The organism is Paenibacillus sp. FSL E2-0151 (assembly GCF_037993015.1).
GTDB lineage: Bacteria > Bacillota > Bacilli > Paenibacillales > Paenibacillaceae > Paenibacillus > Paenibacillus amylolyticus.
In genome coordinates this window covers 3,925,597-3,948,319 of the sequence record NZ_CP150308.1, presented here as the reverse complement: position 1 = coordinate 3,948,319, position 22,723 = coordinate 3,925,597, and the positions used below count along the sequence as shown (strand labels likewise).

At 48.4% G+C, this 22,723-nt stretch carries 18 protein-coding genes; 15 read left to right on the top strand and 3 right to left on the bottom strand.

Annotation, left to right across the window (positions count from 1 at the left end):
* The 9 genes from MHI55_RS17810 to MHI55_RS17770 all read left to right on the top strand — a co-directional run bounded on the left by MHI55_RS17810 (position 1) and on the right by MHI55_RS17770 (position 13,393).
* The gene (locus MHI55_RS17810; RefSeq protein ID WP_339186929.1) at positions 1-1,242 is read left to right on the top strand and encodes an alanine--glyoxylate aminotransferase family protein; all 1,242 of its coding nucleotides are present in this window, start codon (positions 1-3) and stop codon (positions 1,240-1,242) included.
* The gene (ggt, locus tag MHI55_RS17805) at positions 1,236-2,831 is read left to right on the top strand and encodes a gamma-glutamyltransferase (protein WP_339186930.1); all 1,596 of its coding nucleotides are present in this window, start codon (positions 1,236-1,238) and stop codon (positions 2,829-2,831) included. Before MHI55_RS17810 ends, ggt begins: the two co-directional genes overlap by 7 nt.
* A 138-nt stretch (positions 2,832-2,969) precedes the next feature.
* A complete protein-coding gene (locus tag MHI55_RS17800; RefSeq protein WP_339186931.1) occupies positions 2,970-4,292 on the top strand; it encodes a 5'-deoxyadenosine deaminase in 1,323 nt (440 codons plus the stop codon).
* A gap of 42 nt (positions 4,293-4,334) precedes the next feature.
* On the top strand, positions 4,335-5,615 hold the full coding sequence (locus tag MHI55_RS17795; protein ID WP_339186932.1) for an XdhC family protein: 1,281 nt from the start codon (positions 4,335-4,337) through the stop codon (positions 5,613-5,615).
* Entirely contained in the window at positions 5,581-6,231 is a 651-nt protein-coding gene (locus MHI55_RS17790; protein WP_339186933.1) for a nucleotidyltransferase family protein, read from the top strand. The genes MHI55_RS17795 and MHI55_RS17790 overlap by 35 nt, the downstream gene beginning before the upstream one ends.
* 289 nt (positions 6,232-6,520) lie before the next feature.
* Positions 6,521-7,435 (top strand): FAD binding domain-containing protein, encoded by a 915-nt coding sequence (locus MHI55_RS17785; RefSeq protein WP_340386526.1) that lies wholly within the window; start codon positions 6,521-6,523, stop codon positions 7,433-7,435.
* A gap of 33 nt (positions 7,436-7,468) precedes the next feature.
* Positions 7,469-9,934 carry a molybdopterin cofactor-binding domain-containing protein gene (locus MHI55_RS17780; RefSeq protein WP_340386524.1) on the top strand — a complete coding sequence of 822 codons (2,466 nt, stop codon included), beginning with the start codon at positions 7,469-7,471 and terminating at the stop codon, positions 9,932-9,934.
* The gene (locus MHI55_RS17775) at positions 9,931-10,449 is read left to right on the top strand and encodes a (2Fe-2S)-binding protein (RefSeq protein WP_036673756.1); all 519 of its coding nucleotides are present in this window, start codon (positions 9,931-9,933) and stop codon (positions 10,447-10,449) included. Before MHI55_RS17780 ends, MHI55_RS17775 begins: the two co-directional genes overlap by 4 nt.
* A 364-nt stretch (positions 10,450-10,813) precedes the next feature.
* Positions 10,814-13,393: a X2-like carbohydrate binding domain-containing protein gene (locus tag MHI55_RS17770; RefSeq protein WP_340386521.1), complete on the top strand. Its 2,580-nt coding sequence runs from the start codon at positions 10,814-10,816 to the stop codon at positions 13,391-13,393.
* A 79-nt stretch (positions 13,394-13,472) separates the two neighbouring features.
* Here MHI55_RS17770 and MHI55_RS17765 read toward each other — a convergent pair whose 3' ends face one another.
* The gene (locus tag MHI55_RS17765) at positions 13,473-14,117 is read right to left on the bottom strand and encodes a YitT family protein (RefSeq protein ID WP_340390615.1); all 645 of its coding nucleotides are present in this window, start codon (positions 14,115-14,117) and stop codon (positions 13,473-13,475) included.
* A 123-nt stretch (positions 14,118-14,240) separates the two neighbouring features.
* Between MHI55_RS17765 and MHI55_RS17760 the strand changes: the two genes are divergently transcribed.
* The 6 genes from MHI55_RS17760 (at position 14,241) to MHI55_RS17735 (ending at position 21,087) form a co-directional block, all read left to right on the top strand.
* Positions 14,241-14,759 (top strand): GNAT family N-acetyltransferase, encoded by a 519-nt coding sequence (locus MHI55_RS17760; protein WP_340386519.1) that lies wholly within the window; start codon positions 14,241-14,243, stop codon positions 14,757-14,759.
* A 690-nt stretch (positions 14,760-15,449) separates the two neighbouring features.
* On the top strand, positions 15,450-16,532 hold the full coding sequence (gene glpX, locus MHI55_RS17755; RefSeq protein ID WP_036613775.1) for a class II fructose-bisphosphatase: 1,083 nt from the start codon (positions 15,450-15,452) through the stop codon (positions 16,530-16,532).
* A 280-nt stretch (positions 16,533-16,812) separates the two neighbouring features.
* Positions 16,813-17,862, top strand: a complete 1,050-nt coding sequence (locus MHI55_RS17750) for a LacI family DNA-binding transcriptional regulator (protein ID WP_127549118.1) — start codon at positions 16,813-16,815, stop codon at positions 17,860-17,862.
* A gap of 54 nt (positions 17,863-17,916) precedes the next feature.
* Positions 17,917-19,089 (top strand): Gfo/Idh/MocA family oxidoreductase, encoded by a 1,173-nt coding sequence (locus MHI55_RS17745; RefSeq protein WP_340386517.1) that lies wholly within the window; start codon positions 17,917-17,919, stop codon positions 19,087-19,089.
* Positions 19,090-19,158: 69 nt separating this feature from the next.
* Entirely contained in the window at positions 19,159-19,884 is a 726-nt protein-coding gene (locus MHI55_RS17740) for a ThuA domain-containing protein (protein ID WP_036613781.1), read from the top strand.
* A 96-nt stretch (positions 19,885-19,980) separates the two neighbouring features.
* Positions 19,981-21,087, top strand: a complete 1,107-nt coding sequence (locus MHI55_RS17735) for a Gfo/Idh/MocA family oxidoreductase (RefSeq protein ID WP_036613782.1) — start codon at positions 19,981-19,983, stop codon at positions 21,085-21,087.
* Between the two features lie 168 nt (positions 21,088-21,255).
* Here the strand turns inward: MHI55_RS17735 and MHI55_RS17730 are convergent, their stop codons facing one another.
* A complete protein-coding gene (locus MHI55_RS17730; protein WP_340386515.1) occupies positions 21,256-22,074 on the bottom strand; it encodes a radical SAM protein in 819 nt (272 codons plus the stop codon).
* Positions 22,071-22,655, bottom strand: a complete 585-nt coding sequence (locus tag MHI55_RS17725) for a bifunctional transcriptional activator/DNA repair enzyme AdaA (RefSeq protein ID WP_340386513.1) — start codon at positions 22,653-22,655, stop codon at positions 22,071-22,073. Before MHI55_RS17725 ends, MHI55_RS17730 begins: the two co-directional genes overlap by 4 nt.
* Positions 22,656-22,723: the final 68 nt, after the last annotated feature.

Genomic DNA, 22,723 nt, shown 5'->3' with positions numbered 1-22,723 from the left:
ATGTCCAACTATAAAGAGTTATCTCCGTCCTTGCGGACCATTATGACCCCGGGCCCCGTTGAGGTTGATCCGCGTGTGCTAAGAGCATTATCCTTTCCGATCCTGGGGCAGTTTGACCCGGAGTTCACATCCTTGATGAACGAGACAATGGCGATGCTGCGAGAGCTGTATATGACAGATAACGAGTGGTGTTATCCAGTTGATGGTACATCCCGTTCAGGGATAGAAGCTGTGTTGGTCAGCCTAATTCAGCCCGGTGACAAAGTTCTCGTCCCGATCTATGGGCGATTCGGACATCTGCTGGTTGAAATCTCGGAACGCTGTGGTGCCGAGGTTGTCTTTTTTGAAACGGAATGGGGAACGGTATTTGATCCAGAAGAAGTGATCAAGGCGATTCATACCCATAAACCAAGTCTGGTTGCGATGGTTCATGGTGAGACTTCCACCGGACAGATGCAACCCCTTGCCGAGATTGGCAAAGCCTGTCGCGATCTTGATATTTTACTCGTTGTAGATGCTGTGGCTACCATTGGTGGGACTCCGGTGGAGACGGATGCGTGGCATCTGGATGCGGTAATGGGTGGTACGCAGAAATGCCTGTCTGTTCCTTCAGGGATGGCACCTCTCACATACAACAGTCGAGTGGAGCAGAAACTGATGAGCCGCAAAACAGTTGAACGCGGACTGCGAGATGCAACCAGTGCGAGGGCAGAAGGCCGCACGATTGCCAGCAATTATTTTGACCTGAGCCAATTGCAGGATTACTGGAGTTCAGCACGGTTGAACCACCATACAGAAGCTACCTCCATGCTCTACGGTCTTCACGAAGGATTACGTATTCTGCTGCAAGAAGGATTGGAGGCAAGGTTCCAGAGACATCTGGTGAATGAACGTGCGTTGGTTGCTGGAATTCAAGGAATGGGACTACAGTTGTATGGGGATATGTCCAGTAAACTTCCGGTGGTTACTTGTATCACGATTCCGGAGGGGATCGATGGTGAGTCGGTGCGCAGCATGTTGCTGAACGATTTCAGCATTGAGATAGCCAGTTCATTTGGACCGTTGAGAGGGCAGATCTGGCGGATCGGTACAATGGGATTCAGCTGCCAACGCAAGAACGTACTTCATGTGCTGGGAGCGCTGGAAGCTGTTCTTCTCCGTCATCGTCACGTATTACCAGCCGGTGAAGCGGTGCAGGCAGCGATGGATGTGTATGCAGGGAAGGAGGGCGCCTTATGTTAAACCAAATGCCAATCTCCAGAGAGGTCATGGTCACCACTCCTCATTACCTGGCGAGTGCAGTAGGTAGCTCCATCCTTCAGCAAGGCGGGAATGCTTACGATGCTGCTGTTGCGGTCAGTGCAGCACTGGGTGTGGTATATCCACATATGACCGGACTTGGCGGGGATGCCTTCTTCCTGATTCATGATGGAACGAGCGGTGAGATTACCGCCTATAACGGAAGTGGGCGATCAGCCGCAGGCATTCATGCCGATACGTTCAAAGCGATGGGTATGAATGCCATTCCTCAGCGCGGTGTGCTTAGTGCCATCACGGTTCCGGGAATGGTGGATGCCTGGTGGGAAGTCTGGTCCCGGTACGGAAAGTTACCGTGGGAGCAATTGCTTGAACCTGCCGCGCAGTATGCGGAAAAAGGATGCCCTGTATCCCGAAATCTCCGCCTGTGGATGGAAAGAGATGAAGATTTTATTATGGGGCATACACCGCTGCGAGCGGTATTTGCCCCTTCGGGTACACTTTTGCAGGAAGGCGAGCTGCTGATCCAGCCTGATCTTGCTGCCTCCATTCGTCTGATTCAGACGGAAGGGAGAGATACTTTTTATACAGGAGAACTCGCGGATCGTCTGACTTCGGCTATTCGTGAGGATGGGGGCATGCTTGCCCCAGCAGACTTTGCAGGCCATCGGGGCGAGTGGGTGAAACCCGTTAGCACAGAGTATCGTGGCTATGAAGTTCATCAGATGCCGCCCAACTCGCAGGGATTCTCGATGCTGATGATGTTAAATATGCTGGAGCATACGGATCTGTCCTCTGTAGCACGGACCTCACCGGAATTCTATCATCTGATGGCGGAAGTGGTGAAAAAGGCGTTTCGGGATCGTGATCGTTATCTGACGGACCCGGATTTCAGGGACATTCCGCTGGATCTTCTGTTGTCCAAGAGTTACGGAGACCAATTGTGGAATGAGATTCAGTCTGCTCCACCTGTGGCACAACCGTTTTTGTCCAAAACGATAGGTCAGGATACCGCGTATGCAGCGGTTGTCGATAGCGAAGGCAATGCCGTTTCCTTCATTCAAAGCCTGTATTTTGACTTCGGTGCAGCGTATGTACCAGGGGATACGGGAGTTATCATGCAGAACCGGGGATCTTTTTTCTCCTTAGATCCGAGGGATGCCAATGTTCTGGAACCCAACAAACGCTCATTCCACACCCTCATGCCGGGCCTTGTTACACGAGATGGCAAACCTTATATGCTCGTGGGTACACAGGGGGGAGAAGGGCAGCCGCAGACACAATTATCGGTGCTTACCGGAGTGCTTGATTACGGGCTCAACATCCAGGAAGCGATCAGCCTGCCGCGTTGGGTGTACGGACGTACCTGGGGTGAAGAAGGCGATACGATGCGTGTGGAGAACCGATATCATGATGACGTATGTGCAACCCTTGCCCAGTGGGGACATAACGTTGAAGCGAGAGCGCCGTGGGACGGTATTATGGGACAGTCGCAAGGCATTGTCATTCGTGAGGACGGCATGATTAGTGGCGCAGCAGACCCTAGAGGTGATGGTATGGCTATTGGGTGGTAACAGCTACATTGGACATTTATAAGTTCAACTAGATATTTACACGATAACAGCGATCGGAAGATTGGTCTGTCATCGGAGTACAAGTGTAAATATGTATGAGTTGTAATATATAGACAGACACAGATAGGGGAGATTGGCATGGGAACGATCCTGCTGAAAGGCGCACAGCTTGTGACGATGAATGCAGAAGAGGAAGTGTTCATTGGAGATCTGTTAATCGAGGATAACAAAATTAAGGAGATTGCAGCTCACATTGACGTTCAGGCTGACCAGGTCATTGATGCTCGTGGTAAAGTGCTGTTGCCAGGTTTCATCCAGACTCATATTCATCTGTGTCAGACCTTGTTCCGTGGACGTGCGGACGATCTGGAACTGATGGATTGGCTCCGTCAACGAATCTGGCCGCTGGAAGCAGCGCATGATGAGGAGTCCGTGTATTATTCGGCAATGCTTGGACTCGGCGAATTGATCTCCAGCGGAACCACGACCATTCTGGATATGGAGACGGTACATCACACAGACTCCGCATTTCAGGCGATGGCACAGAGCGGCATCCGGGTCATCTCGGGCAAAGTGATGATGGATCATGGGGACGAGGTTCCGGAACCCCTGCGTGAGGATACAACAACTTCGCTGCAACAGAGTGTGGATCTGCTGGAGAAATGGAACGGGTTTGGCGGAGGTCGCATTCAATATGCTTTCTGTCCACGCTTCGTTGTATCGTGTACCGAAGAATTGCTGGTAGAGGTGCGCGACCTGTCGAATAAATATCATGTCAAAGTCCACACCCATGCCTCCGAGAATCGCGGAGAGATTGAACTGGTAGAACACGAACGCGGAATGCGTAACATCGTATACCTCGATCATATCGGTCTGGCGACCCCCAGATTGGTACTGGCACACTGTGTATGGCTGAGTGAGGAAGAGAAGGAGATCATCCGCAAACGTGGTGTCAAAGTCACTCACTGTCCTGGATCAAATATGAAACTTTCCTCCGGGGTAGCAGATATTCCGGATCTACTGAATCGGCAGATCGCGGTTGGGATTGGGGCAGATGGTGCCGCATGCAACAATAATCTGGATATGTTTCAGGAGATGCGCCTGACGGCCCTGATGCAGAAGATTCCTCATGGTCCAACGGTGATGGATGCTCGGACCGTATTACGCATGGCTACCATGGGCGGAGCAGAAGTGCTTGGCTTGTCGAAGGAAATTGGCAGTCTCGAAGTGGGCAAAAAGGCAGATATGCTGCTGCTGGATCTGGATGATTTCCACACATACCCTTCCTATGAGACGGATGTCTATTCCCGCGTAGTGTATTCCGCAACACGTAGCTGTGTGGATACCGTTATTATCGATGGTAGCATTGTACTCAAGAATCGTAAGATTCAGACGATTGATCGTGGCATTGTGCTGCGTGAGTCGGATAAGAGTATTGCGAGATTGATGAAACGTATCTGATCGAAGGAAGTTTATGCAATTCCAGAAAGGATGGGGACCGCTATGGAAATGCATGATCTGTGTGCAATTGCAGCCCGTGAAACGCGCTGCGTGCTCGCAACAGCGATTAAGGTAGAGGGTCATGCTTACCGTAAGCAGGGAGTCTCTATGCTGTTGACTGAGGATGGCAAAATGGTTGGCAGTATCAGTCCGGGATGTCTGGAGAGTGATCTTCAGGCCCGGGTGAGCCATGTGCTGGATACAAACCAGATGGAATTCGCGGAATACGACATGCGTCCCGAGGATGATCTGTCTTGGGGTGAGACGATTGGCTGCGGCGGACTCGTTGTTGTGTTGCTTGAACCCGTGTGTGGTGAACTCCGATATACGTTGCAGAAGATGCAAGAGTGTTTTCAATCCGGCGCTGCAACAGCGTTAACCCGAACGTTCCAAGATGGTTACACAAGGGTTCGATATGGCTGGAGACGGATTGAACCAACAGGTCCCTGGCGCCAGCCAATCTTGCGTCCTTCGCTCGTCCCACCTCATGATCGCGTGACGAACAATAATCCAGCTTCATTGCAGGTTGATGTACAACACAGCAGTGGTAATATCAAGCATGAACATACGGCATCAAAACAATATTCTCCCGACATACCTCGCCTTACGCTTGTGCCTGAAATGGTAACTGCTACGTCAAACGAATTTCACTCTTCCCATCTATCCGGTGATTCACAACATTTCTCTGATACTGATGCTGAAATACCTACAAATGACGGGATTTCAACGAATCCCTGGGAGCTTCCGCAGCAACTTACTTCGCTGTACACGCCTAAACCTCGCCTGATTATCATCGGAGCCGGGAATGATGTTATTCCTGTTGCCAGACTCGCCCAATCCGCAGGATTCCGAGTAGTTGTAGCCGATTGGCGAGAGTCCTTATGCACCTCGGAAAGGTTCCCTGAAGCTGAACTTGTACTTGGTTTCCCACGTGAGATTATGCCTCTGTTAAACGTAAACAACGGAGATTATTTGATTTTAATGAGTCACAATTTTCCCCGCGAACGTGAACTGTTGGAGATGGTAGTGGACTGTGAGTACGCGTATCTTGGCATCATGGGTTCCAAAACACGAACAGCCCGTCTGCTGGATGGCTTACCACCGTTGAAATATGTGCATTCTCCCGTTGGTTTGAGCATCGGAGCAGACGGTCCCGAACAGATTGCCATCAGCATTGCAGCGGAATTGATCGCATGTAAACATAAGGTTTCTTCCTTGAGTTCTGAGGTGCAGAAGGGGAGCGTTGCACATGCGAATGACGGGCATAGTTCTGGCAGCAGGTAAGAGTCGTCGCCTTGGTCGGGATAAACTCTCGGTTGTCATGCCAGACGGGAGGTCACTGGCTGCATGGTCACTGGAAGCTGCGCTGAATTCGGAGCTAGATCAAGTGGTCTGTGTGGTCAAACCGGAAGATTCGCTGGCATGGCTACCTGTAAAATGGTTTGATTCTGCCACGTATGCCTATCATCCCACAGCAAGACTTCGAATTGTGGTCTGTGCTGACTATGCCTGCGGTATGGCCAATTCTCTTCATTCTGGCGTATTGTCGGCCATGGAGTACAAACCGGAGGGCATTCTCATGTTACTGGGCGATCAGCCTTTATTACAAGCACAGGATATTAATCAGGTGACCACAGCACTGGCTATCCACAAGCTAAGTGACTATGTCGCAGCTACCGACGGTGAGGGAGGCAAGCCGCCCGTTGCTTTTCGCTCCCATATGTTCGGCCCTCTGTTATCCTTGCATGGAGATGAGGGGGCACGTAAGATTATGCGCAGCGCTAACTATTCAGGTGTACATGTACCACTGTCTGAGACTAGTTTCTGGGATGCGGATACAGAACCGGAATTGGAACGCATTCTGAGTCATGTATATGAATCACAGCAGACAGACTCATGAACAGGAGAAGATGAATAATTATGTTTAATTTAATGACATGATCAGGTCAGCCAGGCAGTCTGGTTGGCCTATTTGTCTTCTTTTCACGTATGGTGAAAAAGACTTCATGTTAGCTTTTGATAGATCATGATGCATCAAGCACAAATAAAACGCAGGTTTTATACATTTATCCAAAACGATGTAAAGGTAATTGACGTTACTGCTGAACTCTCATATGATTTGAAGAATTATTTGGATCAGACGGTTAAATTTCCTGCCCAAGGAAGAGAGAGAGAAAGGGGATGCAGCGATGGTAACACCGGCATACGGTTCTGGAGCCATGCCATCGGTATGGCAACCTGAGAACCTGCAAGAACTGCAAACGTTAAGGAGTAGACTCAAAGGAATATGTTGTTTCACGGCAGGTGGAACATTGCTACGAACCCAGTGGGAGGGTGGCTTGGTTCCAGCGCCTGAACACATGATTAGTCTGGGTTGTATTCCTGGAATGAGCGGTATATCTATTCGTGGAGATGAGATGGTCATTGGCGCAATGACCCGATTAAAGGAATGTGCTGCACAAGCGTTGCTGCATCATCTGCCGATCCTGCAAGAAGCGGTGAATGCAATTGCGGCCCCTTCCATTCGTAATGTGGCAACCATTGGCGGGAACATTGTGTCCGGAGTAGGGGATACGCTGCCTGCTTTGCTTGTATATGATGCGGAGCTGCACTGGTTGACAGACAGCGGCATTGAGATCCGCAGTGTGTCTTCCTGGCTTCAGGGTGGACGGGATGGCAGCCGTAATCCAGGGGACGTATTAATCTCGATTCATATCCCGATGAGACCGTCATCTATGTTTGATGTGGACAGTGAGCACAGACCTGCTGCACGAGAAGTTTCCTTTTACCGCAAGCTGGGTCGACGGGAGACGTTCAGTGCTTCGCTGGTGACGGTTGCGTTATACGGTGAGATTGATTTGGATAACCGCTGGACCAAGATTGCGATTGCGGCTGGTGGAGGCTCAGGCATGGCGATGCGACTTCTGAAGTCGGAACAACAGCTTCTTGGTAGCGAAGCTACTGTCATGCAAGCAGCAACTCTTGCAGCTGCTGTGACTGACGAATTTACGACGTATGGCGATGTATTTGCAACGGAACATTATCGCAAACAGACCGCAGGCAACATGCTTGGTGCCGGGCTATGGGAAGCACTTCACGAATAGAAGACTTCGATCAAGGAAAGGAGGAGAGGCATCATGCTGCTGAATCGGAAACAGAGCGGGAAACGCTGGCACCTGCGGCCAGATGGGGCACCCAAAGTTACAGGCCAACTTCAATATCTGACGGATATGACGTTACCTGACATGATCCATGGCAGAGTATTGCGAAGCGAATATCCTTATGCTCGTCTATTGTCTATAGATACTTCGGAAGCTGAGGCGTTGGAAGGTGTCTATGCGGTTTTGACCTCCAAAGATGTGCCTGGTCTGAATCGTTTTGGCATAGCGACCCCGGATCAGCCTGTGTTCTGCGAGGATATTGTTCGTTATGTTGGGGACGCCATTGCAGCGGTTGCTGCGGATTCCCCGGAACGTGCGGCGCTTGCACTGGATGCGATCCGTGTAGAGTATGAGGAACTCACTCCGCTGAATAGTACAGACGCTGCATTGGCTCCCGGCGCACCAGAGCTGCATGAGCATGGTCCAGGTAATGTGCTGCATCGGACGGAGATTAAACGCGGAGATGTTGAGCAAGCCTTTGCCACGTGTGATCATATCGTGACAGAGACGTATTATACGCCTCGTCAGATGCATGCGTACATGGAGACAGAAGGTGGCCTGTTTGTCCCGGATGAAGAGGGAAGGCTGAATGTATACGCGGCAACGCAACATGGCTATAAAGACCGGATGCAGCTTGCACGCATTATTGGCTGTCCTGAAGAAGATATCCGGGTGGTGTCTTCACCGATTGGTGGTTCGTTTGGCGGAAAAGATGAACTAAACGTACAGCCCTATGGTGCACTACTGGCCTTGAGATGCGGACGTCCTGTGAAAATGCATAATTCTCGTAAAGAATCCGTGCGTGCAGGACTGAAACGTCACCCAATGAAGATTGAAATGCAGACCGGCATGAGTCGAGAAGGCATCATCCAAGCGCATCGTGTCCGTATAACAGCAGATACCGGAGCGTACGCCACACTTGGTGCACCCGTACTGAACTTCTGTACCGAGCATTGCCTTGGACCGTACGCTATTCCAAATGTGGATGTGGAAGGCGTATCTGTATATACGAATAACGGGCTGTCAGGTGAGTTTCGCGGATTTGGCGGGAATCAGGCGATTTTTGCCATGGAAGGCCAGATGGATCGACTTGCAGCAATCATGAACATGGACCCTTGGGAGTTCCGCAGACGTAATATGAGGGAAAAGAATGATCCTGGACCACTGAATCAACGCATTCTGGTTACGGATGGACTGTCCCAAGTGTGGGAGGCATTGGATCGCTCCGAACTGTGGCAAAAACATCAGAGTCCCCCGGCAGATCCTGCTCTGCCGCCGTGGATCAAACGCGGAGTCGGAGCAGCCATCGCCATGCATGGTGCAGGGCTGGGTTATGGCATTCCAGATCCTGCAGGAGGCCGCCTGTCCCTGAACAACGAAGGCAAGATTGAGGTGGCGTTCAGCTACGAGGAATTTGGTCAGGGGCTCATTGCAACGCTGGAAATTATGTTATGTGATCTGTTCCAATGCAGTACATCGGATCTCAGTATTATCATCGGCGATACGGATCGTGTGCCCCACAGCGGATCAAGTACAGCTTCACGTTCAACAACGATGGCATGGATGGCTCTTCAACGCTTGCAGACTCCATTTCGTTCCCGTGTTCTCGCTGTCGCGTCTGAAATGTCAGGCGTTCCGGCAGATGAACTGTTAACAGGACCTGGTGGTATATGGCGCAAAGGCCAGCTTCCTGCCGAAAGTTCAGAAGTAGAAACAGATGTGCAAAGAACAGGAAAGAGCGAGAAGGCTGAAAGAACTGAAGTGGCTGATATCGTTGCTGGAGGGACTGAAAGTGATCAAACTGCTGAAAGTAGTTATTTAGGTGCATCTCAATACCTGGCGAAACAGGGAGTTTCATCAGGCTTAGTGATCTCGTATGCCGAACTCGCGACGCAGGGCGAAGCCGATGAATGGATTTTTGATACAAAGTTTGATTACCCAACTACGCCAGACAACGTGGTAGGCGGGCATTATTTGTATACGTATGCGGCGGTTGCGGCAGAGGTGGAAGTAAATACTTTGACCGGAGAAACCAAGCTTCTTGATACGCGCCATGTTGTAGCGGCAGGCCCGGTTATCAACCCGATGGGTTATATCGGACAGATTGAAGGCGGGAGTGTCATGGCACTTGGATTCACGTTAACGGAGGATGCGGTCATGCAGGACAGCCGTTATGTAACCACGAACCTCGACACGTATCTGATCCCAACCATTCAGGATATTCATACCAATCTGGAGGTTGAGGCTATTGAAGACTTACCCGAAGGTGATGCATTTGGCCCTAGGGGGATCGGTGAGATAGGCTCCGTTGCGCTTGCGCCGGCCATTACAGCCGCAATTCATCAGGCGACAGGCGTATGGGTTAACCGTCTTCCTGTACCGAGGGAACAACTGGCCAGACCTTTAAATGTACCTTTGCAAGAAGGAGTGAGTCCATCATGAGTAAACCACTTGAGAATCACTGGACAGCCGTTGTGAATGGCGAACAGAAACATCTGGAGATCGCGCAAACGACCCGACTTGTCGATGTGCTTCGGACTCATTTGCAACTAACGGGTACCAAAGTATCCTGCGAAGTTGGTCGCTGCGGCGCATGTATGGTTCTGATGGATGGAGAACCCGTGAACTCCTGTCTTGTCATGGCTTATCAATGTGAAGGCAGTGACATTATGACGATTGAAGGTCTGCACGGCGAGGAGAAAGGCACTTTGCATCCGATTCAACAGGCTTTTGTGGAGGAAGGTGGCTTTCAGTGCGGCTATTGCACTCCGGGCATGGTGATCTCAACCAAGGCATTACTGGATGCACATCCTGAGCCTTCTCAAGAACAGATTGAAACGGGATTGTGCGGGAATCTGTGTCGTTGTACCGGCTACGGTGGCATTATTCGGGCGGTACGCAAGGCAGGGGAACGCTGTGTGGTAAAAGAAACGTCTGCCGAGGAAACCGTAAGTTGAGGCGGGATCTAGGCTGAAGATATAAGCAAGGACAATTGAAGAAACATACGTGAAAAAGCATCCGAATAGGAATGCTTTTTTTTTGTTGTTTATCAGTTTTTCTTTAAAGTACACATCTAATGTGAGATGAAGTTTCATACGCTAAATTGATTGGATTATGAACCGTTTTCGTCAATTATCAAGTCGGAAGAGAGAAAGGAGATATAATGTTCAAAGTACTGGTACAAAAGAAGTTTAAACATTTAAATAAACCATATATTTACAAAAATTGATGCGCATGCTATGTTTAAAATGAAAGCGTCATCATGAATGGGTTCATTGACATTTCATTATCATATTTCACTTGGGAAGGAAGATGGAATTGATGAAAAATTTGCTCAAAAAGGCAACCGCAATGATGCTGGCATTGGTCCTACTGCTTGGATTAATGACAGCGCCCGTTCATGCAGACACACCATTGTTCACCATCGAAAGCGAAGATGCGCAGCTCACCCCGGATCTTCAAGTAGTTACTTCAATCTATGGGCAGCCCAAGCCCGGATTCTCAGGGGCCGGATTTGTCTGGATGCAGAACTCTGGCACATTAACCTTCACAGTAACTGTCCCGGAAACCGGCATGTACGCGATCTCCACACGATATATGCAGGAGCTCAGTGCAGATGGCAGGTCACAAAATTTAATCGTAAATGGTGTTACGAAAGGGGCGTACATGCTGCCTTACACGACAACGTGGTCGGACTTTGATTTTGGCTTCCATAAGCTGAATCAGGGTGCCAACACCATCGAGCTAAAGGCGGGTTGGGGCTTCGCTTATTTTGACACGTTCACAGTGGATTATGCTGATCTGGATCCCCTGAATGTGCAGCCAGTTCTGACTGATCCAGCAGCTACACCGGAAACTCAAATTTTGATGAATTATTTAACAGAGGTATACGGAAACAACATCATCTCAGGTCAGCAAGAGATCTATGGAGGAGGAAATGACGGAGATACAGAGCTTGAATTCGAGTGGATTCATGATCTTACCGGAAAGTATCCGGCTATCCGTGGTTTTGACTTGATGAACTATAATCCGTTGTATGGTTGGGAGGACGGTACAACCGATCGCATGATTGATTGGGTGAATAACCGTGAAGGCATTGCAACAGCTTCTTGGCATATCAATGTGCCTCGTAATTTCAATACGTATGAGCTCGGGGATTTCGTCGATTGGAAAGAAGCTACCTACAAGCCAACAGAAACGAATTTTAATACAGCCAATGCGGTAATTCCCGGTACGAAAGAGTATCAATATGTGATGATGACCATCGAGGATCTGGCAGAGCAATTGCTGATTTTGCAAGATAACGATGTGCCGGTGCTGTTCCGTCCGTATCATGAAGCAGAAGGCAACGGCGGGCTGAACGGGGAAGGCGCATGGTTCTGGTGGGCTTCGGCAGGCGCTGAAGTGTACAAAGAGCTATGGGATCTGCTATATACCGAACTGACCGAAACATATGGCTTGCATAATTTGATTTGGACTTACAACAGCTACGTATACAGTACTTCTCCTGCCTGGTATCCGGGCGATGATCAGGTAGATCTTGTCGGATATGATAAATACAATACGATCTACAACCGTTATGACGGTTTGTCCGGCGTACCGAATGAGGATGCGATTACCTCGATTTTCTATAAGCTTGTTGAATTGACAGATGGTACGAAAATGGTTGCGATGACGGAAAACGACACGATTCCAAGCGTGAAAAATCTGACAGAGGAGAAATCAGGATGGCTGTACTTCTGCCCTTGGTATGGCGAGCATCTGATGAGTTCTGCTTTTAATTACCCAGCAACTTTGAAAACGCTTTATCAAAGCGATTATGTCATTACGTTGGATGAACTGCCGAATCTAAAGGTTAACAATCCCAACCCCAGTGCATCCATCACACCTGTAAATGTCGAATTTGACAAATATACACCCAATCAAAGCGACAAAGCCGTAACGGTAAATGCGAACGGAAATACGCTGACTGCTCTTCGGGCAGGCAACAATGCGTTGACCGCAACGACGGACTATACCTTGAACGGAAACACATTGCTGCTGAAAAAAGCTTACCTGGCAACTCTGCCAGTTGGCGAACATTCAATTGTTCTGGATTTTAATCAAGGTCAGGACCCTGTGTTAAAAGTCAAAATTGTGGATTCAACACCAAGTACGAATGCTTCGATTTCTCCTGTGAATGCAACATTTGATAAAGCGACGAATCCAGCGCAGGATGTTACCGTATCTCTCACCTTAAACGGACGTCAGCTTACAAGCATCACGAAGGGGAATGCTACGCTTGTATCAGGTCAGAATTATACAGCGTCCAGCTCTGCTGTTGTTTTGAACAAATCCTACCTCGCTACGCTGCCTTTGGGTCAGAACGTGTTGACCTTTCACTTCAATGGAGGAAATAACGCTGTGCTTACGGTGAACGTAGTAGATAGCACGGTTACTGTGCCAGCAGGGGATTTGACGATTCAAGCTTTTAACGGTAATACAAGTGCATCCACCAACGGAATCTCACCCAAATTCAAATTGGTCAACGCTGGTAATTCGACCATCTCGTTGAGTGATGTAAAACTCCGTTATTACTATACGATCGACGGGGAAGAAGCTCAGAATTTCTGGTCTGACTGGTCCAGTATGGGCAGTGCGAATGTAACGAGCAATTTCGTTAAACTGGCGACTCCAGTTGCCGGAGCCGATCATTATCTTGAAGTGGGCTTTACAAGTGCCGCGGGAACGCTGAATGCAGGACAGAGCGCTGAGCTTCAAGCTCGCTTCTCCAAGAACAATTGGACGAATTATACTCAGACTGACGATTACTCGTTCAAGGCATCCGGTAGTCAGTTCGCAAACCATGATAAGGTTACCGGGTATGTGAATGGTCAGTTGGTATGGGGAATTGAGCCGTAAGGAAGAAGCACGTTTTCATGGGCTGGATCAGGGGTTGAACCTCAGATCCAGCCTTTTATTGTGTAGACGGTGTACCCCGTTAGACGGAATGTTCTTTTTCACGTGTAGTATGTGTGGATGTATCCTTGTCTGTTAATATGCGATCTATTATCTTTTTCGTATGCCCCATGATGAACTGAAGGAGCAGACCTGCACAACATACGGTTAGCAATGTTCCAAGCCCGATCGGACCACCGAGCAGAAACGCCAGGATCAAAAATACAAAGTAAATCAATGTTCTCGATACAAATAAGGGAGTTCGAGTGATTTCATGCAAGATTAATGTTAAGCGGTCAATCGGAATGGGTGCAAAATTGGTCTGTAAATAAATTGCCGTGCCAATACTTATGATCACTAAACCAATGACAAAAGTCATTAATTTGCTGTACCAAACTTCGGGTGTGATCAAGGAATCAGATACATAAAGCCAGATATCAATCCCGACACCAGTAATGAATGCGGTGACGAGTCCCAAAAACTCGGGTTTTTGCTGCTTCAAAAGCGAATTACATCCAATTAATAGGAAAGCAATGATGACCTCCCAGCTTCCTACACTTAGCCCTACATGATGGGACAGCCCTACCAGAAGTGCATCAAACGGTGAGGTACCCAGTTCAGATTGGATGGTAAGGGAAATGCCAAGTGTTAAGATTAGAATACCTGCGACAAAAAGTACATATTTCAAATTCATTCAACCTCTTTTTTGATATTATGTTGCAAATACAACAAAATTGAGCTAGATTTAATGTAACCCTTTTTTATTGCATTTGCAACAAACGATTAAATTGTTAAAGGAATGTGAATATAGATGACGATTCGTATAGAGATATGTACCATTGAACATGTATGTGAACTGCAGGAGATTAGTTATGAGACGTTTAATGAAACGTTTAAAGCGCAAAACTCACCCGAAAATATGAAAGCTTATCTGGAAAAGGCGTTTAATCGGGATCAATTAGAAACGGAACTATCCATTGCGGATTCACAATTTCTTTTTATTTATGTCAACCATAAAGTGGCAGGGTACATGAAAGTGAATATCAATGATGCTCAGTCTGAGAAGATGGGCTTGGAATCCTTTGAGATCGAGCGGGTGTACATCAAAAAAGAGTTCCAAAAACATGGCCTGGGTAAGGTACTGCTCCATAAAGCCATAGAGATGGCAACAGAACAACACAAAACGAATATTTGGTTAGGCGTGTGGGAGAAAAATGAAAATGCCATCGCATTTTATGAAAAGATGGGGTTTGTACAGACAGGAGCTCATGCTTTTTACATGGGAGATGAGGAACAGATTGATTTTATAATGACCAAAACGATACTGTAACGGGATCATCGAGGGAAAAGCTTGAGAGAAAAATGCTATTGAGCAGAATTCTTTTGAGCTTTTTTATGTTTTGCCAGAACCGTTGAATAATAAAATGAAGAAATTGACGAAGTTTAATACATAATAAATATTATGTAAACTTATTATTTTCGATGACCTTCATAAGCTGCATCTATGGCTTTAGCAAAAGTTAAAGGCCTGATTAATACATAATTAACAGGAATATTTTGCTCAATAATCGTGAAGGTAATAGGCTGATCTCAAAGTCATTATTACAATTTATTAGTTTATTTCTACGTTTGGACAGTCAGCCAAAAATCGTTTTCGTTCGTATTTTGTTAGATAGCGTTACGTTCTTAATAATCAGTAAATAAGTTGTATATACCTCATGTTAAAAGAACTTTTTGCGCATTAATCAGGCTTGTTAATTCACCATGTTGAATTATTTAGTTTTAGAGCGGAAAATGGAAATTAAAATTAATATTTCAAGTGAGAAATCAGGTGGATTGGACTCTTAAAACCAGCCGAAAAAAGGAGCGAAATCGATCAATATATTAATTGGATAAATAAGGTATAAATCGTTAAAAAGGCGCTACTACGCCGATTATAGATCAATTTCATATGGATTTGCGATGGATTTAGTACCGCTTTCACGTTATGCTTTTGGAAATTGGAAAGGAAGTGGGAAAAATGGAACGCGAACTGGCGTTGGAAATTGTCAGAGTAACAGAATTGGCTGCGTTAGCTTCAGCACCCTGGATGGGACGAGGCGACAAGAACAGTGCAGATGAAGCGGCTACTTTGGCCATGCGCGCCATGTTCGATTCCGTGTCCATTCGCGGCACGGTGGTAATCGGTGAAGGAGAAATGGATGAAGCACCCATGTTGTACATCGGCGAGGAAGTAGGCAACGCTGAGGGCCCTGAGGTTGACGTGGCTGTAGACCCGCTCGAAGGTACAGAAATCGTGGCCAAAGGACTAAACAACGCTCTATCGGTTATTGCAGTGGCGGGAAAAGGTAACCTGCTCCACGCACCGGACATGTATATGGAGAAACTGGCGGTAGGGCCTGCGCTTGTAGGCAAGGTCAGCATTGAAGACCCGGTTGAAGTCACACTGGAGAAAGCCGCTGCCGCATTGAACAAAAACATCTCGGACCTCACTGTGATGATTCTGGATCGTGTGCGACACGAGAGTACCATCAAGACGCTACGCAAGGTTGGCGTACGGATCAAGTTTCTCAGTGACGGTGATGTTGCGGGTGCGATGGCACCGGCCTTCCCGGAGGCGGGCATTGATCTGTATGTCGGATCTGGAGGAGCACCAGAAGGTGTGCTGGCTGCCGCAGCGCTATCTTGCCTTGGGGGTGAGATCCAAGGTCGTCTGATGCCTGCCAACGCAGACGAATTCCAGCGTTGCTTGCAGATGGGGATCGATAATCCCTACAAAGTGTTAACGATGCAGGATATGATCGGCACGGAGGATGTCATTTTTGCCGCAACGGGTGTGACGCCAGGTGAGATCTTGGGAGGGGTACGATATCTTGCGGATGATCGTGCCGAGACGGATTCGATAGTTATGCGTGCCAAAACCAAAACAATTCGGTTTATTCGTTCCCAACACTTCCTGCCGAACAAAGAAGTGTTGCACAAAGTAAGACAGCTCCAATCCACGCCAGAACCCTCGGATCGCATTCCGAGTCATGCGAAAACGATGGAGCAAGCTGAGTTTAGTCAATCCTCCGTTGATCTTGGCGTTACAACGACGTTGTGAGCTGCACTCCCCATAATTGAACAAACAGGATCAACTGAAAACGTTGTATTTAAGGTTGATAAGTAACTTGAACCCCTAAGATTACAGAGCATGAAGTTAATGAAAGTACCATCTCTGGCAAGATAATAATGAGGGCTTGGATTAACCCAAACCCTCATTATTTTTTTGTGTTAAAAGCATTGACAACGGTTACATGGCATGAGAAAATGTACGCGCGTACATAAATATCGATTTTTAATTATTACATCATTAATAGGTGAGCTAGAAGGGGGTGAAATTCATGGCATCTCGTAAAGAAGTGGCTGATCTTGCGGGTGTTTCCGAGGCGACGGTCTCCCGGGTGCTTAATGGGGTAGGTCCTATTAAAGAAGAGACACGCCGCAAGGTTCTTGAAGCTTCCGAACAGTTAGGCTATGTGCCCAGCGCGCTTGCTCGCAGTTTTGCCAGAAGTAAAAGCGGAAACCTTGGCGTGGTATTACCTTATGTTCCGAAGGCGCATCTGTTCTCGGCGTATTTCTTCTCGGAAATGCTGAGTGGGATTGGAAGCAAAGCCAGAGACAATAGCATGGACCTGTTGGTTATGTTCCGAACACCCGGTGAAGTGATGAATTATACGGATCTGTTCCGGCGTCAGAAAGTGGACGCCTGCATTATCCTTGGTGCCAGAGATGATCATGAAGAACTGGCGGCCATGCAGCAACTTCATCAGGAAGGACACCCATTCTGTGTCATGAATCAGCATTTTGAGGGCCAATCGTTCACGGAAGTGGATGCGGATCATGTGGAAGGAAGCAGACTTGCCATACGTCATCTTACGGATCAGGGGTATCGCAAAATCGCTTTTCTCAATGGTCCAGACAGCTATTCCAACAGCCAGGAGCGAATGGAAGGCGTTTGTCTTGGCCTGCAAGAAGCACGTATGGAGCTGGACCCGAGTCTATTGCTTAAAGGGAATTATAGTAGAAGAAGTGGTATTGAGGCGGCAGCGATTGTAGCAGATCGCCTACATGAGATTGATGCTGTATTTGCGGCCAATGACCGGATGGCCATTGGTGTCATGCATGGTTTACGTGAGCGGGGAATAGGGCCTGCGGATTTTCCGGCATTTGTGGGTTATGACGACTCCGATGCCGCCGAGATGGCGGTTCCGCCGCTGAGCAGCGTCAGGGTTCCATTTTTTGAGATGGGTGAACTTGCAGTATCGAAGCTTATGCATGGGTCTGTGGGTGATACACATGAAGCGAATAACTCTGTTGTAGCGGTACCCAAATCTGCGAGAGCGTTGTTGCCTACCGAACTGATTATCCGTGCTTCTTCTATCCGTCAATAGTTTATTGGTACACATATTGAAAGACTTTTTATTATTCCAAAGGAGGAAATGATCATGTCAAATCGTCTTCGTGTCGGAATGGTTGGATACAAGTTTATGGGGAAGGCCCACAGTAATGCCTATCGCAGTCTGCCGATGTTTTTCCCGTCTGCTCCGTTGCAACCTGAGATGTCTGTGATCTGTGGACGTAACGAGCAGGGAGTGCAACAGGCAGCGAATCAGTTCGGTTGGTCCGAAAGTGTAACGGATTGGCGTGAACTGGTGAAGCGGGATGATATCGATCTGATTGATATTAACGCACCAAGTGATGCCCATAAGGAAATTGCGTTGGAAGCAGCTCGTCAGGGCAAACATCTGTTTTGTGAGAAGCCTCTGGCCCTGTCGCTTGCGGATTCGCGTGAGATGCTTCAGGCAGCTGAGGATGCTGGAGTCGCACATATGGTCGGGTTCAACTACCGTTTCTCACCAGCGGTGCAATTAGCGAAGGATCTGGTGGAGAGCGGACGACTGGGTAAAATCTATCATTTCCGTGCTTTTTTCTTGCAGGACTGGATCATGGATCCTTCGTTCCCGCTGGTATGGCGTTTGCAAAAAGAAGTGGCTGGCTCCGGTTCCCACGGGGATCTGGGTGCACACTTAATCGACCTGGCTCGTTTCCTCGTTGGTGAATTCCAGGAAGTCATCGGCATGAGCGAAACCTTCATCAAAGAACGACCGCTTGCAGCTGAGATGACCGGTCTGAGTGCAAAGGGCAGTTCGAATGCGGATGCACCGAAAGGAGAAGTGACCGTTGACGACGCTACGTTGTTCCTGGCACGATTCGCAGGAGGGGCGCTGGGCAGCTTCGAGGCTACACGTTTTGCAGCGGGGCATCGCAGTACGAACTCGTTTGAGATTAACGGCAGTCTCGGCAGTGTACGATTTGATTTTGAGCGGATGAACGAACTGGAAGTGTATTTCACAAAGGATGAAGAGGACGTACAGGGATTCCGCCGTGTACTGGCGACCGATCCGGCACATAAATATGCTGAAGCCTGGTGGCCTGCTGGACATACGATTGGATTTGAGCACACGTTCACCCATGAAATGCTGGAGCTGGTGACAGCGATCTCTGAAGGACGCCAACCATCACCGAGTTTCCACGATGGGGTCGCGTGTCAGGCTGTACTGGAAGCAGTAGAACGTTCGGTAACAGAACGGCGCTGGGTGACGCTTGAAGAGATGTGAGCAAGCAAGACAGTGACGTCAGAAATAAGGTTGAACACATAAAACTAGGCGAAAGCGAGTGAATAAACGATGAGTAAAGCACTGATTGTATGGGGCGGCTGGGATGGACATGAACCGGAGCAGGTAGCAGCGATATTTGAGCGTATTTTGAAGGAAGAGCAGTTTGAGGTTGAAGTCTCGAATACGTTGGAGTCTTATGCGGATGCAGAGAAGCTGCTAGGTCTGGATCTGATCGTGCCGTTGTGGACAATGGGACAGATTGAGCAAGAACTCGTCAATAACGTATCAGCGGCTGTTCAGAGCGGTGTGGGCTTGGCTGGTCTTCATGGCGGGATGTGTGATGCCTTCCGAAATAACGTAGACTGGCAGTTTATGACGGGTGGACAATGGGTTGCCCATCCAGGTAACGATGGTGTGGAGTATATGGTGAACATGAAGCGTGGCTCTAGCCCGTTATTGGATCATATTGAAGATTTTCAGGTGAAAAGTGAACAGTACTACCTGCACGTAGACCCGGCAGTGGAAGTGCTGGCAACAACTCGTTTCCCAGTGGTAACTGGTCCGCATGCAGCGAATGGGCCCGTAGATATGCCTGTTGTCTGGACGAAACGCTGGGGCGCAGGACGGGTATTCTACAACTCCCTGGGACATCATGCAGACATTGTAGACATGAAACCCGTGACTGAAATGATGCGCAGTGGGTTCAAATGGACAGCAGCAGGCAAAGAACTTGCCAAGAGTCGAGTAAGTTCAGCAACCGAAGTGTACACAGGTATGGCGGACAACCAGAACTAATGAGATTGTAGTTGGATTGCAAACGTAACTTCAGTGTTAACCATTCATCCTCAATGGATAAACCATTTCTGATCCACGGCGAAGGGAGCCCCAGGTATGAAAACAATGAAAGTAGGCATTATTGGCTGCGGTAAAATCAGCGGTATTTATATGGAAAACTGTAACCGGTTCGAGGTGCTGGAACTTGTTGCTGTTGCGGATCTCGACCGGAAACGTGCCGAGGAGCAGGCAGCAGCCTATAACGTGCCTAACGTATACAGCGTCGACGAAATCTTGGCTGATCCCGAGATTGAGCTGATCATCAACCTGACGATTCCTTCCGTTCATGCGAATGTATGCTTGCGGGCGCTTGAATCTGGCAAACATGTTTATGTAGAAAAACCGCTCGCGGTTACCCGTGAAGAAGGGCAGGCCGTGCTCGAAACAGCGAAGCGTAAAGGATTGCTCGTGGGTTGTGCACCAGAAACGTTCTTTGGTTCAGGCATCCAGACTTCACTTCAATTGGTGGAGGAAGGGGTAATCGGCAAGCCGGTGGCGGCGACCGCATTTATGATGAGTCGTGGTCATGAGCACTGGCACCCAGATCCGGAGTTTTATTACGCGTCAGGCGGTGGGCCAATGTTTGACATGGGTCCGTACTACCTCACCGCATTGGTCCAACTAATGGGCCCGATCAAGTCAATTGCAGGCATGACGGGTAAAGCCATGGAAGAACGGACGATTACGAGTGAGAAAAAGAGAGGTCAGACGGTTCCCGTCGAAATTCCAACTCACGTTACCGGTCTGTTACAGTTTGAACAGGGAGCCATTGGCACACTGATTACAAGTTTTGACGTATTTGGCGGAAGTGCATTGCCACCGATTGAGATATATGGCACGCACGGTACATTGCAGGTACCTGACCCCAACACCTTTGGTGGTCCGGTTCGTTATCGCTTGCTGGGTGAACATGAATGGACGGAAGTTCCGCTCCTCCCAGGATATCAGGAAAATACACGCGGCATCGGTGTGGCAGATATGGCCTATGCAGCACATAGTGGACGTGCACACCGTGCGAGTGGGGAACTGGCATACCACGTACTTGAGGCCATGTGGGCATTCCACGATTCATCAGATGAACAGACGTTCTACCAGATGAAAAGTTCATGTCAGCGCCCGGCTGCATTGCCGGTGGATCTGCCATTGTATACATTGGATAAATAAGATAGCCATTATGACTTATATCATGATAAACAGCCCCTTTTCCTTCGAACAAGGAAAGGGGCTGTTTTTTATTAAATCAAAAAAATCTGGGAATAACAGCGATCGGAATGTTGTTCTGTCATTGGAGTGTCCAGTGTAAATATTCTTTAGTCCAACTTATATAGCCATTTATGGCTCAAATCCCGCCTGACTGATCCAGATCTCATCCTCGGCAAAATAGTCTTTCATTCGCTGTACAACAGTCTGATACGCATCTGGATGATACCAATGCTCCATCCCCACTTCTTGATAAAGCGACTCCATGCCGAGTCGCCGGGTTCGCTGGCCCTCGCTGCCATCACCCATGAAATAATCGTCAATGCATACACGCTGAACCAGAGGTCTCATGATGGCTGCAAATTGTTCACTGCTGGGTAATACGGGAGCAATCGCAACCTGCGTGGGTATTCCGGCATCCCGCAACTGTTCCAGTGCACGTAATCGGCCTGCAATTGGGGGAGCGGAAGGACTGAAATGCTTGCGCATATCGTCCAGATCCGTCTCTACCGTCATGCTGACCCGAACCCGGTCACCTAACTGCTGTAGCAGATCTATATCCCGGGTAACGAGTGGACTGCGGGTTTGGACTAATACAAAATCGGGCGGATACTGTACCATCGTTTCAAGTAATGAACGCGTGATACACTCCTTGTATTCGGCGGGTTGATACGGGTCGGTACTGGATGACATGAACAGAGTGACTTTCCCTTTGGTCTGGGCACGCTGCAACTCTTTGGCGAACACTCGGGAAGCCTCCTGTTTCACATCTACCCAGCTTCCCCAATCCTCTTTGCGAAATAGGGAGACAGGCATCTGTCTGACATAACAATAGGAACAACCAAAGGCGCAGCCTGTGTAAGGATTCAGCGTATGTGTATAGCCATTAAGGAAGCCTGTCCCCTTGTTGAGTAACGTTTTGGGTACTTTGTAAGTAAGATTTGTCTTCATAAGTTCTCATGCCTTTCGCGGTAGTGTGCAGGTGTGAGACCTGTGTGTTTGCGAAATACAGTAATGAAATAAGCTGAGTTAGGTATACCGACATGGCGGCCAATATCGGTGACGGTAAGTCCGGTATGTTCAAGCAACTTCCGGGCTTCGGTAATTCGTTTATCCTGAATATATTGAACCGGTGTGCGGCCTGTAATCCGCTTGAACACACGATGCAGATGATAAGGACTGCCATGACTTACAGTGGCAAGGACATCCAAGGTTAGAGGTTCGGCGTAATGATGTTCGATGTAATCCGTGATCCCGTATATCCACTCCTGATCAGGTACCCGCTCGCCTGTAGGTTTACAACGTTTGCAGGGTCTGAACTTTCGTGCCAACGCTTCTTCAACATGTTGAAATATCAGCACATTTTCAGCTTTGGGTGCTCTGGACTTACAGGAAGGTCGGCAAAAGATACCCGTTGTTTGCACACCGTAAAAGAACGTTCCATCATAGGAACTATCGTTGTGGATGATGGCGTGCCAGTATTTTTCATCTATAGATTTGGGCAGTATGCGATCTTGATCTGGACTTTCCACGGTGATCACCTCATCTCTAATTATACCCTTGATTCGAAGGGACTGACGAAGTTTTAACTTAAAAAGCA

Bases quoted from the DNA above. Each gene is read 5' to 3' on its own strand.
- MHI55_RS17745 (WP_340386517.1), top strand. From the start codon at position 17,917: ATGTCAAATCGTCTTCGTGTCGGAATGGTTGGATACAAGTTTATGGGG.
- MHI55_RS17785 (WP_340386526.1), top strand. From the start codon at position 6,521: ATGGTAACACCGGCATACGGTTCTGGAGCCATGCCATCGGTATGGCAA.
- MHI55_RS17735 (WP_036613782.1), top strand. From the start codon at position 19,981: ATGAAAACAATGAAAGTAGGCATTATTGGCTGCGGTAAAATCAGCGGT.
- glpX (WP_036613775.1), top strand. From the start codon at position 15,450: ATGGAACGCGAACTGGCGTTGGAAATTGTCAGAGTAACAGAATTGGCT.
- MHI55_RS17760 (WP_340386519.1), top strand. From the start codon at position 14,241: ATGACGATTCGTATAGAGATATGTACCATTGAACATGTATGTGAACTG.
- MHI55_RS17795 (WP_339186932.1), top strand. From the start codon at position 4,335: ATGGAAATGCATGATCTGTGTGCAATTGCAGCCCGTGAAACGCGCTGC.
- MHI55_RS17730 (WP_340386515.1), bottom strand. From the start codon at position 22,074: ATGAAGACAAATCTTACTTACAAAGTACCCAAAACGTTACTCAACAAG.
- MHI55_RS17750 (WP_127549118.1), top strand. From the start codon at position 16,813: ATGGCATCTCGTAAAGAAGTGGCTGATCTTGCGGGTGTTTCCGAGGCG.
- MHI55_RS17790 (WP_339186933.1), top strand. From the start codon at position 5,581: ATGCGAATGACGGGCATAGTTCTGGCAGCAGGTAAGAGTCGTCGCCTT.
- MHI55_RS17800 (WP_339186931.1), top strand. From the start codon at position 2,970: ATGGGAACGATCCTGCTGAAAGGCGCACAGCTTGTGACGATGAATGCA.
- MHI55_RS17740 (WP_036613781.1), top strand. From the start codon at position 19,159: ATGAGTAAAGCACTGATTGTATGGGGCGGCTGGGATGGACATGAACCG.
- ggt (WP_339186930.1), top strand. From the start codon at position 1,236: ATGTTAAACCAAATGCCAATCTCCAGAGAGGTCATGGTCACCACTCCT.
- MHI55_RS17770 (WP_340386521.1), top strand. From the start codon at position 10,814: ATGAAAAATTTGCTCAAAAAGGCAACCGCAATGATGCTGGCATTGGTC.
- MHI55_RS17775 (WP_036673756.1), top strand. From the start codon at position 9,931: ATGAGTAAACCACTTGAGAATCACTGGACAGCCGTTGTGAATGGCGAA.
- MHI55_RS17780 (WP_340386524.1), top strand. From the start codon at position 7,469: ATGCTGCTGAATCGGAAACAGAGCGGGAAACGCTGGCACCTGCGGCCA.
- MHI55_RS17810 (WP_339186929.1), top strand. From the start codon at position 1: ATGTCCAACTATAAAGAGTTATCTCCGTCCTTGCGGACCATTATGACC.